We start from the raw sequence: 13261 nt of genomic DNA on the forward strand, positions 1-13261 counted from the left end.
GCGGTCATGGCGGTCGGTCAAACAACACAGAAGAAGCCCGATCCCTGCTCCTTCGTCATTTTCGGCGTCACCGGCGACCTCACGCACCGGCTGGTCGTCCCTGCCCTCTATAATCTCGCCGCCAGCGATCTCCTGCCGGACCGGTTCTGTCTGGTCGGAGTCGCGCGCAAAGGCATGACGAGCGACAAGCTGCGCGAGAGCCTGATGAAGGGCCTGCGCCAGTTCGCGACCCGGCCGGTGGACGAAGCGATTTCGCGTCGTCTTTTGGACTGCCTGACCTGCATCGAAGCCGATCCCAAGGATCCGGCTTCATTCGACGCGATGAGCAAGCAGCTCGGCGAGCTGGAGGCCGCGCGAAACACTGGCGGCAACCGCCTGTTCTACCTGGCAACACCGCCGAACGCATTCCTGCCGATCAGCCGCGAGCTAGGCCGCACCGGCATGCTGGCCGAGAACGGCGCGTGGCGGCGGCTGGTGGTGGAAAAACCGTTCGGCACCGACCTCGCTTCCGCGAAGGCACTGAACAGTGAATTGCTCAAGCTCCTTGATGAGCACGAGATCTACCGGATCGATCACTATCTCGGCAAGGAAACGGTGCAGAACATTTTGGTGCTGCGCTTCGCCAACGGCATGTTCGAGCCGATCTGGAATCGCAACCATATCGACCATGTCCAGATCACGGTCAATGAACAGCTCGGCGTCGGCCACCGCGGCAGTTTTTACGACCAGACCGGCGCGCTGCGCGACATGGTGCCGAACCATCTGTTTCAACTGCTGTCACTGGTGGCAATGGAGCCGCCGATCCGGTTCGACGCGCATTCGGTGCGCACTGAAAAGGCGGACGTGCTGGCCGCGATCCAGGTCCAGAGCGAGGCCGAGGCGTTGCGGAATTCGGTGCGCGGGCAATATCTGGCCGGCCGGATCGGCGACAACGAGATTGTCGACTACCGCAAAATCGAGGACGTCGGGCCCGGCAGCACGACCGAGACCTATGTCGCGCTGAAGCTGATCATTGACAACTGGCGCTGGGCCGGCGTTCCCTTCTACCTGCGCACCGGGAAGGCGCTCGGCATCAAGCGCACTGAAGTTGCGATCAAGTTCAAGCAGGCGCCGTTCGCGATGTTCAACTGCACGCCGGTGGAACGGCTGGCGCAAAACTACCTCGTGATCGGCGTCGCGCCGAACGAAGGCATCGCGCTGCAGTTCAACACCAAGGTGCCCGGCCCCTCGATCCTGATCGACGGCGTCGAGATGAAGTTTCGCTACAAGGACTATTTCAAGGCGGAGCCTTCGACCGGCTACGAGACGCTAATCCATGACTGCATGATCGGCGACAACATCCTGTTCCAGCGCGCCGACAGCGTTGAGGCCGGCTGGAAGGCGGTGCAGCCGTTCCTCGATGTCTGGAAGAAGGCAGGGGCCAAGGGGTTGATGACCTACAAGGCTGGCAGCGAAGGCCCGCAGGAAGCGAACGAACTGTTGACCCGCGACGGCCGAACTTGGCGAAAGCTCGGGTGAGCGATGACAGCGAACGACAATCGCCGCGTGATCGCGGTCGCCGATCCGGCCGCACTGGCCGAGGCCGCGGCTGAACGCGTGCTGGCCAGGATCGAGGCCAATGGCGGCCGCGTGGCGATTTGCCTGACCGGCGGATCGAGCCCCAGACAGCTTTATCAACTGCTCGCAACGGATGCCTATCGCAGCCAGATTCCGTGGCAGCGCGTGCACTGGTTCATTGGTGACGAGCGCTTCGTGCCGGCGGACGACCCGCTCAACAATATGGGCATGGCGCGGGCGGCTTTCCTGGACCGATGCGCGCCGGCGGCAAACATCCATCCGATTCCGACCGCGACGGCCGACCCGACCGATCCGGACCGCTGCGCCGCGCTTTACGAACGGGAACTGCAATCGTTCTATGGGGCAGACACGCTCGATCAAGCCCGCCCCTTGTTCGATCTCGTGTTGATGGGTGTAGGTCCCGATGGCCACACCGCATCGCTGTTTCCCGGCGATCCCGCGCTCGATGAGACCGCGCGCTGGGTGGTCGGCGTGCCACGCGCGAATGTCGAGCCATTCGTCCCGCGGGTCACCCTTACGCTGCCCACCCTTGCCTCCTGCCGCGAAATGCTGTTCGAGATTGCGGGCGCCGAGAAACGTGCGACCTTGACGCGCCTCTTTGCACGCGAGAACTGGCCTGCCAACCGCGCGCGATCCACCGGGGAGACGGTCTGGCTGGTGGACCGGGATGCGCTTCCGGAGGATTTTGGTGGGCGATAGGACTCCTAGCGCGCTGGTGGTGATGGGCGTTTCCGGTTCGGGCAAGAGCACCATCGCCGATCATCTCGCCAAACGCCTCGGCTGGCGCTACGAGGACGGCGACCGGTTTCACCCGCCAGACAATGTAGCGAAGATGAGCGCCGGCCATCCTCTGACCGACGAGGACCGCTGGCCGTGGCTGCGGGCGATCGCCGACGAGATCGACCGCCGCGCGGCATCCGGCGAGCACGCCGTGATCGCCTGCTCGGCGCTCAAGCGCGCCTATCGTGAGATTCTCGTGCACGGCCGCGACGATGTTCGTATCGTCTTTCTCGACGGAACGCTGGATCTGATCGCCGAGCGACTTGCCGCCCGCAAGGGCCATTTCATGCCGCCGGGCCTGCTCGCCAGCCAGTTCAGGACGCTGGAGCCGCCGGGCGCGGGCGAGCGGCCGATCATTGTATCGATCGATGCCCCGGTCGAGAACATCGTGGATGACATCGTCGGTCAATTGAACCTGGTCCCCCAATGACACGTATCGCGCTCGTTGTTTCCGACGTCGACGGCACCCTGTTGACGCACAACAAGGTCCTGACTGATGGCGCCAAGGCGGCCGTGCGCAAGCTGCATGCGGCCGGCATCGGCTTCACCATCGTCTCCAGCCGGCCGACCATCGGCATGGGTTTTCTGATCGAACAGCTTTCGATCGTGCTTCCCGTCGGCGCCTTCAACGGCAGCTCGATCGTAGATGCCGGGCTCAAGCCGATTGAGCAGCATCTGATCGGCTCGGCCGTGGCGCAGCGCAGCCTGGACGTGCTCAATGCCTTCGGCGTCGATATCTGGCTGTTCACCAATCAGCGCTGGTATGCGCGCAATCCCGACGGCGAGTACGTCCCGCACGAGAAGCGGGCCATCAAGGCGGACCCGACCATCGTCGCCGATTTCACGCCGCATCTCGCGGACGCCTGCAAGATCGTCGGCGCCAGTTCGGATGCCGAGCTGTTGCAGCGCTGCGAGGCAGCGATGCGGGAGGCCGTCGGCCGCGAGGCGACCGCGGTCCGTTCGCAGACCTATTATCTCGACGTCACGCCGCCCGGTCATGACAAGGGCACCTTCGTGGACGCCATGATCAGGCGGCTCGGCATTCCGGCGGCAGCGGTCGCTACCATCGGCGACATGGAGAATGATCTTCCGATGTTTGCCCGAAGCGGCGTTTCGTTTGCGATGGGCAATGCGGCCGAAGGCATCAAGAAGCACGCGACGCATGTCACCGACAGCAACGAGCGCGACGGCTTTGCAGCGGCGATCGAGACGGTGCTACGGCTCGGATAGGGCATGGCGAGCGCAGAATCGCAGGTGGGCAAAGCGACGCGTGCCCGCCATTTTCGAGGCAAGACGTGAGATGGCGGGCACGGCGCTGCGCGCGTTTGCCCACCCTACCGACCTCGTCCGCTATTTCGAGCGCTGCATCGCGGGCTTCTCGGTCGACTTCTTCGCCACGCTGAGGTTCTGCGCGGTGTTGATCAACGCGATATGCGTCAGCGCCTGCGGGAAATTGCCGGTCTGGCGACGGGCCGCCGTATCGTACTCCTCGGCCAGGAGGCCGAGGTCGTTGGCGATCGCGACCACACGGTCAAAAAGTTCTTGCGCCTTGGCGAACTCACCCGCCAGAACATAGGCATCCGCCAGCCACAGCGTGCAGGCGAGGAACGCGCCTTCGGCCGGCTGCTTCTCCACTTCACGGGGATCGTGCCGCAACACGAAGCCGTCGCGCATCAGATACCGTTCGGTCGCCTCCAGCGTGCCGCGCACACGGGGATCTTCAGGCGGCAGGAACCCAACCGACGGCAGCAACAGGATAGATGCATCGAGCATCTTTGAGCCGTAGGACTCGACGAAGGCGTTTAGTTCGGGATCGAATCCCCTGGCGCAGACGTCGCGGTGAATAGCGTCGCGCAGCACCCGCCACTTCACAAGCGGCGCCTTGAAACCGAACATCTCCGCGCTCTTGATGCCGCGATCGAATGCGACCCAGGTCATCACCTTCGACGAGACATAATGCCTGCCCGCGCCGCGGCGCTCCCAGATGCCGTGATCCGGCTGGTCCCAGCGTCCGGCAAGGTGCTGCAGCACGGCGCATTCCAGCGCCCAACTCGTTTCATCCATTTCGAGCTTGGCCACGCGCCACTGGTGAAAGGCGTCGATCAGTTCGCCGTAGACGTCGAGCTGCAGTTGCGCATGCGCGGCGTTGCCGATCCGCACAGGACGTGCGCCTTCATAGCCGGGCAGCCACGTGGCCTCCCATTCCAGGAGACGCCGCTGGCCCATGATGCCGTACATGATCTGCATGTTGGCGGGAGAACCCGCCGCTGCCCGCAACAGCCAATGGTGCCAGGCGGAAGCTTCCTCGGTATAGCCCGAGTTCATCAGCGCCAGCAGCGTAAAGGTCGCATCGCGCAGCCAACAGAAGCGATAATCCCAATTCCTGGCGCCGCCGAGCTTTTCAGGCAGCGAGGTGGTCGGCGCAGCAACGATGCCGCCAGTCGGGGCATAGGTCTGCGCCTTCAGCGTGATCAGCGAGCGCATCACGAGATCGCGATACTCGCTTTGATAGGTGCAGCGGCTGCACCATTCGCTCCAGAACGCCTCGGTATCCTTCAACGCATACGAGGGATCGATAGGCTTCGGTACTGGCAGATGCGACGGACCGTAGGTGAGCACGAAGGGAATGGTATCGCCCTCGCCGACCTCAAAATCGGCCACCGTCGTCAAGTCCTCGCCACGGGTTTCCACCGGGGTACGCAAGACCGTCATGTCCTGCCCGCAGATCGCGAGCAGCGCCGAGCCGTCCTCGGTCTTCTTGACCCAGGGAATGTCGACGCCGAAGCCGAAGCGGATCACCAATTGCATGTGCATCCTGACCCGCCCGCGCACGCCGCGCACCAGCCGCACCACATCTGAGGCATTGCCGCGCGGCGGCATGAAATCGATCAGATCGACCGCGCCGTCAGCCGTCTCGAACCGCGTCTCCAGGATCAGGGTATTGTCCCAATAGCGGCGCGAAGTGCCGGTGACCTCCTCCACCGGTGCGATCAGCCAGCGGCCGTGCTTGTGGGTGCCGAGAAGGGCTGCAAAGCAGGCGTCGGAATCGAAGGCCGGCCAGCACAGCCAATCGATCGATCCGTCACGGCCGACCAGTGCCGCGGTCTCGCAATCGCCGATCAACCCGTAGTCTTCGATCCGGCACGACAAGGTGATTCACCAGCAGGGCCGAATGGCGTTTCTTGCAGCTGTCATCCCGCTCTGCCTTCCTCCTCGAGTTCGTCAGATCGCGGCGCGCGACCGCTCATGGGTTGCCGCCTTGAGTGCAGCGACGTCGACCGTGGACGTCATCTCCTCGATCGGCACCGGAAGCCGCCGCCGCCAGTTCGGATGCTCGTTGACAGTGCCGGGGATATTGGGCTGATCGACCATCCCGAGCAGATCCTCCAGCGAGACCGCGAGCAGCCGCGATTTGGTCCGTGCCAGGAAATTCGCGACCGAATAGAGATCATTGCGGTCGATGGCGGAATGACGCAACACTTCATCCAGCATGGCAAGTGCGTGCCACCGCGCATCGTCGCTCTCGCCCGGATCGATCCCGAGCGAGCGCTTCAGCTTGAGATCTCCGAACGAGCGCCAGCCGGCATAGGTCGAGAGATCATGGGTGTTGAAGGTCACGAGCGCGTTGGTCAGATAATGATCGATGTTGCGGAATGATCCGTGGTCATCGCGCTCGAACATCATCACGAGATACGACCAGATGCCCCAATCGGCCATCTGGTCGCGAAATCCTTCCGGCACGGTGCCGAGATCTTCGCCGATCACGACGCAGCGATGCGCGAGGCTTTCCAGCGCGGTCACCGCGAGCAGCGCCTCGAATGGCATCTGCACATAGACGCCGTCGCGTGCGGTGAAGCCTTGCGGCACCAGATAGAGCCGCTTCAGGCCCAGGACATGATCGAGCCGGATCGCGCCGGCGTGCCGCATCGAGGCGCGCAGCATGTCGCGATACGGCGCAAAGGACTGCCGCTCGAGCCCTGCCGCATTGAAGCCGGCAAGACCCCAGGTCTGGCCGGCGGTGTTGAGCGGATCGGGTGGCGCGCCCACGCCGAGATGGCGGGAGATCGCGACCTGTTCATTCCAGGCGTCGAACCCGTCTGCCTGCACGCCGACCGCGACGTCGAGATAGAGCCCGACCTTCATGCCAAGCTTCTTCGCCAGATCGCTGGCCGCACCGAGCTGCCGGTCTGCGGTCCATTGCACAAATTCGACGAATTCGATTTCACCGGCGTCCGCGCCCTGGCGGAGAGCGGCGCATCTGGCGTCGTCCGGCTGCCGCCACTCCTCCGGCCATTCCCACCACGGCTTGCCGAATTTGTGCCGGAGCACCTCGAAGCAGGCAAAATGCGACAGCAACGTGCCGCGCTCGGTCCGGAATTTGTCGAAGTCCTGTTGGCGGACCGGGTTGGCATTGGCCTTGAAGGCAGCAAAGGCGGAGCGAAGCGCGCGCCATTTCAAACCGGCGACACCGACATAATCGACAACGTCGCCCGCCCGCAATGGCGCCAGCGCCTCGCGGGTTTCGGAATCGAGCTGATATTCGGGAAGCTTTTCGACGTCGATGTAAAGCGCGTTGAGAAACAACCGGCTGTTCGGCGAATACGGGCTGCAATCGCCCGGGCGATCGTCGAACAGGGCGTGCAGCGGATTGAGGCCGACGCCGTCGGCGCCGAGATGATCGGCGAGTTCGATCAGGCTTGCGAGGTCGGTGAAGTCGCCCATGCCCCAGTTGCGCGCGGAGCGGATGCCGTAAAGCTGGGCCGCGAGCAGCCAGCAGCGGTCGAACTCGCCGCCAAATGCCCGCTCCGGCGCCGAAACCAGCGGCACGTCCTCGGTAGTCGCGGCATCGCTCACCTGCAGCCGGTAGATGCCGAGCGGCAGGTCCCTTGGCCAATCGATGGCGTGATCGGAGCTTTCGCCGTTGGCGATAACTCCTGAATCCGCAACGATTTTCCACTCCACGGGGAGCCTGGCTGTAGGGAGTTCGGTTCGCGACGGCCGTCCGGACCGGACCACGAGCGGATGGCCGACCAGCGGCCCCGCCGCCTGCGGCGGCAGGGCATCCAGGATAATTTTGAGCGCCGCCGCGTCTGTCACACGGCGATTACCCTGTCCATCCAGGAATTCGGTCTGAATTCCCTGGGCTTTAGCTTGAGCGAAAAGATCCATTCGGCACGTACTTTGCACGCAAACATCAAACCGATGTCGCGAAATTGTCTAATTAGGGGAAGGAGATAGACGGTGTGTAACGCTCAGGCCCGCCAACGGTTCCGTTGGAACCAAAGCGAGCCGAGCGGCTTCTATCTATGTCCGGAACGTCCCCCTTTCTGCAAACGAAACGGGGACGTCATTTCCATGGCAATGGCATCACCGTGAACAAAAAAGCGCAAACCGCCGAGAGCTCCAACGCCGGCGTCTCCCTCACTATCGACAGTGCCTATCCGCTGAATCCGGATAGCAGCCTTGTGGTCGAAGCAAAAGAGGTGCCCGTCGCCGACGCCGTCACCGACGAGCTCTGGTACAAGGACGCGATCATTTATCAGTTGCACGTCAAGGCCTTCGCCGACAGCAACAATGACGGCATCGGCGACTTTGCCGGGCTGACCGAGAAACTGGGTTACCTGCAGGACCTCGGCGTCACCACGCTGTGGCTATTACCGTTCTACCCCTCGCCCGGCCGCGACGACGGCTACGACATCGCCGATTACGGCGACATCAATCCCGATTTCGGGACGATGAAGGATTTCAAGCGCTTTATCCAGGAAGCCAAGAAGCGCGGCCTGCGGGTGATCACCGAACTCGTCATCAACCACACGTCCGACCAGCACGACTGGTTCAAGCGCGCCCGCCGCTCGGACCCGAAGTCAAGCGCCCGCAACTGGTATGTCTGGAGTGATACTGACCAGAAATATCTGGGCACCCGGATCATCTTCACCGATACCGAGAAGTCGAACTGGACCTGGGACCCGGAAGCCGGCCAGTTCTATTGGCACCGCTTCTTCTCGCACCAACCGGATCTCAATTTCGACAATCCACGCGTGGTGAGCGCGCTGGTGCAGGTGATGAAGCGCTGGCTCGACACCGGCGTCGACGGTTTCCGGCTCGACGCCATTCCCTACCTCTGCGAGCGCGACGGCACCAACAACGAGAACCTGCCGGAGACGCATGCCATCATCAAGCGGCTGCGCAGTGAGCTCGATGCCTACGCAAAAGGCAAGGTGCTGCTGGCCGAGGCCAATCAATGGCCGGAGGACGTACAGGAATATTTCGGCCGTGGCGACGAATGCCACATGGCCTATCACTTTCCGCTAATGCCGCGCATCTACATGGCAATCGCGCAGGAAGACCGTTTTCCGATCACCGACATCCTGCGCCAGACGCCGGATATTCCAAGCAATTGCCAGTGGGCGCTGTTCCTGCGCAACCATGATGAACTGACGCTGGAAATGGTCACCGACGTCGAGCGCGACTACCTGTGGTCGACCTACGCCAACGATCCCCGCGCCCGCATCAATGTCGGCATCCGGCGCCGGCTGGCGCCGCTTATGGATAATGACCGGCGCAAGATCGAGCTGATGAATTCGCTGTTGTTCTCGTTCCCGGGCACGCCGATCATCTACTACGGCGACGAGATCGGCATGGGCGACAACATCTATCTCGGTGACCGCAACGGCGTCCGCACCCCGATGCAGTGGACGCCGGATCGCAATGGCGGCTTCTCCCGTGCCGACCCCGCGCGGCTCTACGCGCCGACCATCATGGACCCGGTCTATGGCTACGAGTCCGTCAACGTCGAGGCGCAGTCGCGCAGCCTCTCCTCGCTGCTCTCTGCCACCAAGCGGCTGATTGCGGTCCGCAAATCCACGCTCGCCTTCGGCCGCGGCAGCATGACATTCATCCGCCCGGAAAACCGCTCGGTGCTGTGCTACGTGCGCCAGTACGGGGACGAGGTCATTCTGTGCGTCGCCAACCTGTCGCGATCGGCTCAGGCGACCGAACTGGATCTCTCCGCCTTCAAGGACCGCATCCCACTGGAAATGCTCGGCCGCACACGCTTCCCGGCGATCGGCGAGCTACCTTATATGATCACGCTGTCGCCTTACGGCTTCTACTGGTTCGAACTGCAGGAGCGCGACAAGTCGGCGCCGGTGCCGCAGCGGGCAGTGCCCGAGTTCGAAACGCTGGTGGTGCCGTTGAACGCGACCTGGGTATCGCTGGCGCGCGAGCGCGGCGTGTTCGAGCGCGACGTGCTTCCGGGACATCTGGCGCGCAGCCGCTGGTATCCGGAACGCTCGGCCAAGGCGATCCATCCGAAACTGACGTCGGCGATTCCGTTCTGCGACATCGGCGACAACCGGCCGTGGCTCGCTTTTTTCGAAGCGACGCAGCGCGGCGTCACCACGCGCTACGTGCTGCCGATGCAGATCGAATGGGTGCGCTTCGACCGCGAGCGCTACAACCCGAAGGCGCTGGCCGCCGTTCGGCAAGGAGCGCGCGAAGGAACCCTGCTCGACGTTGCCACCGAGCAGATCTTCATCGCGCTATTTTTGCGCAATCTGCAGCAATCGCTGACGGTCGACGAGAGCGAACAGGGGTTGCGGCTCGAATTCCGCCCGACCAGCCGCTTCGGCGACAAGCCGATCCGGCAGCCCGAGCACATTCGCACCATTGAATCCGAACTGCCGCGCAGCACCGCGCTGGTGGACAATGACTATGTCGTCAAGATCTACCGGACGGTTCAGGCCGGTCCCAATCCCGAAATCGAGATGGGACGCTTCCTGACCGACATCGCCAACTTTCCCAATGCGCCGGCGCTGCTCGGCAGCGCCGAGTTGGTCGAGGGCAACGAGAAGAGCGCGATCGGCGTCGTTCACGCCTTCATCGCCAATCAGGGCGACCTCTGGACCGTGAGTGCGGCCTATCTCGATCGCTTCGTCGAGGAGCAGAGGCTGCTCGCAGCGAGCATCCATCCCGGCGAGCGCGAGGAAGAGATCCCTTATCTGCGCTACATCTCGCAGGCCGGACGGCGCGTGGCCGAGCTGCATGTTGCGCTCGCCAGCAACGGCGAGCTTGCCGAATTCGCGCCGGAGCCGACCAGCCGCGACGATGTGCAGCGCTGGGTCGACGATCTGATGCTCAGCGCCGGGCGCGTCTTCGATGCGCTTCGGCAGCGGCGAGATACGCTGAAGGAAGCCGACCGAGCGTTGGCCGACCAGGTGCTGGCGTTGCAGCCGGTCCTGCCGGATTGGCTGGAAACGCTGCTGCTGCGTGAGGCCGACGCCGCCAACATTCGCGGCCATGGCGACCTCGATCTCAGCCAGTTGCTGATCGTCAAGGACGACATCTTCATCGTCGACTTCGAAGGCGCGCCGCGGCGCAGTATTGCTGAACGCCGGCGCAAGATGCCTGCAGCACGCGACATCGCAAGCCTGATCCGCTCGATCGACTATTCGGCAACCGCAGCCCTTGAGCGCGCGCTCAAAGTAGCCCACGATGACCACGGCAAGCTCGGCGCGGCGCTTGGCGAATGGCGGGACCGGACGACAGCCGCATTTCTCGCCGCCTACCGCGAAGCGATGACCGACCAACGGCTGTGGCCGGCCGATCCGACGACGGCAGACGGCTTGCTGACCTTCTTCCTGCTCGAGAAGGCCTTGAACGAGATCGAGCACGAACTGTCATTCCGGCCGGAATGGCTGCGCGTGCCACTGAGCGGAATTATCAGAATGTTGTCACAACCGTCCTTCGAGGCCTCATGACCAAGCTATCCGCAGAGGCCTACGCAATCATCGAAGGCAAGCATTCGGATCCGTTTCGATATCTCGGCTTGCACAGCGAAGGCGGACACAGCGTAGTGCGCGCTTTTATCCCCGAAGCGTCCAACGTGGAGGCGATCTGCGAGCAAGGCGAGACGGCGCCGCTTGAACGCATTCACGATGCCGGGCTGTTTGAAGGCGCGCTGCCGAACGGATCGAAGCGCTACCAGCTCCGCGCCCGCTTCGGCGAGAACGTCGTCGATCTCGACGATCCCTACCGCTTTCCGCCCGTGCTCAGCGACTTCGACCTCTATCTCCTGGGAGAAGGCACCCACCGGCGGATCTACGACAAGCTCGGCGCGCATCCGATGACACTCGACGGCGTCGACGGCGTGGCGTTCGTGGTGCTGGCGCCGAACGCCAAGGCGGTCAACGTGGTCGGCGATTTCAATTTCTGGAATGCGCGGCGGCATCCGATGCGGGTGCGCGGCGTCGGCTATTGGGAACTGTTCGTGCCCCATGCCCGCGCCGGCGACCGATACAAGTTCGATATTACGGGCTCCGACGGACGGCATCTGCCGCTGAAATCCGATCCGGTCGCCTTTGCGGCGGAAGTCCGGCCTTCGACGGCTTCGATCGTCGTCGATGAAAGCCGAATTCCGAAGCCGCGGCCCGCGCCGGCCGGCATCAACGCGATCGAGGCGCCGATCTCGATCTACGAGGTCCATCTCGGCTCCTGGCGGCGCAAGAACGGCAATGAATGGCTGAGCTATCGCGACCTCGCCGAACAGCTTCCGGCCTATGCGAAGGATATGGGCTTCACCCATCTCGAGTTTCTGCCCGTCAGCGAACATCCGTTCGACGGCTCCTGGGGCTATCAGCCGACCGGCCTGTACGCGCCGACCAGCCGGTTCGGCGCGCCGGAAGATTTTTCCGCCCTCGTCGATGCCTGTCATCGCGAAGGGCTCGGCGTGTGGCTCGACTGGGTGCCCGGACATTTTCCCGACGATCCGCATGGGCTCGGCTATTTCGACGGCACCGCGCTTTACGAGCACGCTCACCCGATGCAGGGCCGCCACCTCGACTGGGGCACGCTGATCTACAATTACGGCCGCACCGAAGTGGTCAATTTCCTGGTCTCCAACGCGCTGTTCTGGCTCGATCGCTACGGCATCGACGGCCTGCGCGTCGATGCCGTCGCCTCGATGCTCTACCTCGACTACAGCCGGCCCGCCGGCGAGTGGATCCCCAACCGGCATGGCGGGAGGGAAAACCTCGAAGCCATCGAGTTCCTGCGCCGCTTCAACATCGAAGTGTTCGGGCATTTTCCGGAAGCCACCACGGCTGCGGAGGAATCCACCGCATGGCCGCAGGTCTCGCGGCCGGTCGAATATGGCGGGCTCGGCTTCGGCTTCAAATGGAACATGGGCTGGATGCACGACACGCTGAAATATATCGGCAAGGATCCGATATACCGGAAGCACCATCACGGCGACGTGCTGTTCGGCTTGCATTACGCATTCTCGGAGAATTTCATTTTGCCGCTGTCGCATGACGAAGTCGTGCACGGCAAGCGATCGATCCTCGGCCGCATGCCGGGCGACGAGTGGCAGCGCTTTGCGAACCTGCGTGCTTATTACAGCTTCATGTTCGGCCATCCCGGCAAGAAGCTCCTGTTCATGGGCTGCGAGTTCGGCCAGGAGCGCGAATGGAATCACGATCATTCGCTCGACTGGCACCTCTTGGCGCAGCCCCGCCATAGCGGCATCCAGAACCTGATCCGCGACCTCAACCGGCTCTATCGCAGCGTGCCGGCGCTGCACCAGATGGATTGCAACCAGGCGGGATTTGAATGGGTCATCACCCACGATTCCGGCGGCAACGTCTTTGCCTGGCTGCGCAAGGGTTTCGATGCGCGCGCGCGCTGCCTCGTGGTCGTGAACTTCTCGCCGAACGTCTATCACAATTACCGCGTCCGGGTGCCGTTCGCCGGGACGTGGAAGGAAGCGCTCAATTCCGACTCTGCGCATTATGGCGGCAGCAATGTCGGCAACGTCGGCGAAGTCCATACCCTGGAAGGCAACATCCCCGAACTCAGCCTCACCATTCCGCCTCTGGCTGCGATCTTTCTCGTACCGGAAGGCTGA

At 63.2% G+C, this 13261-nt stretch carries 8 protein-coding genes; 6 read left to right on the forward strand and 2 right to left on the reverse strand.

Annotation, left to right across the window (positions count from 1 at the left end; translation table 11 throughout):
- Positions 1–6: 6 nt before the first annotated feature.
- From zwf to IVA95_RS27315, 4 genes are read left to right on the forward strand one after another with little or no spacing between them, the layout of a single operon-like run.
- Positions 7–1518, forward strand: coding sequence for a glucose-6-phosphate dehydrogenase (zwf, locus tag IVA95_RS27300; protein ID WP_247513319.1), 1512 nt, complete (start codon positions 7–9; stop codon positions 1516–1518).
- 3 nt (positions 1519–1521) lie between these two features.
- Positions 1522–2277, forward strand: a complete 756-nt coding sequence (gene pgl, locus IVA95_RS27305) for a 6-phosphogluconolactonase (protein ID WP_247513320.1) — start codon at positions 1522–1524, stop codon at positions 2275–2277.
- 22 nt (positions 2278–2299) lie between these two features.
- Positions 2300–2788, forward strand: a complete 489-nt coding sequence (locus IVA95_RS27310; RefSeq protein WP_247513660.1) for a gluconokinase — start codon at positions 2300–2302, stop codon at positions 2786–2788.
- On the forward strand, positions 2785–3588 hold the full coding sequence (locus IVA95_RS27315) for an HAD family hydrolase (protein ID WP_247513321.1): 804 nt from the start codon (positions 2785–2787) through the stop codon (positions 3586–3588). Before IVA95_RS27310 ends, IVA95_RS27315 begins: the two co-directional genes overlap by 4 nt.
- Before the next feature lie 120 nt (positions 3589–3708).
- Here the strand turns inward: IVA95_RS27315 and IVA95_RS27320 are convergent, their stop codons facing one another.
- Together IVA95_RS27320 and malQ are read right to left on the reverse strand one after the other, a co-directional pair.
- Positions 3709–5508, reverse strand: coding sequence for a glycoside hydrolase family 15 protein (locus IVA95_RS27320; protein WP_247513322.1), 1800 nt, complete (start codon positions 5506–5508; stop codon positions 3709–3711).
- A 72-nt stretch (positions 5509–5580) separates the two neighbouring features.
- Positions 5581–7527, reverse strand: a complete 1947-nt coding sequence (malQ, locus tag IVA95_RS27325) for a 4-alpha-glucanotransferase (RefSeq protein WP_247513323.1) — start codon at positions 7525–7527, stop codon at positions 5581–5583.
- A gap of 275 nt (positions 7528–7802) precedes the next feature.
- On the opposite strand from malQ, the gene treS reads away from it, so the two are divergent.
- Positions 7803–11117: a maltose alpha-D-glucosyltransferase gene (gene treS, locus IVA95_RS27330; RefSeq protein WP_247513661.1), complete on the forward strand. Its 3315-nt coding sequence runs from the start codon at positions 7803–7805 to the stop codon at positions 11115–11117.
- Positions 11114–13261, forward strand: a complete 2148-nt coding sequence (gene glgB / locus IVA95_RS27335) for a 1,4-alpha-glucan branching protein GlgB (RefSeq protein ID WP_247513324.1) — start codon at positions 11114–11116, stop codon at positions 13259–13261. Before treS ends, glgB begins: the two co-directional genes overlap by 4 nt.

Origin of the sequence: Bradyrhizobium sp. 157 (genome assembly GCF_023073815.1) — a bacterium.
GTDB lineage: Bacteria > Pseudomonadota > Alphaproteobacteria > Rhizobiales > Xanthobacteraceae > Bradyrhizobium.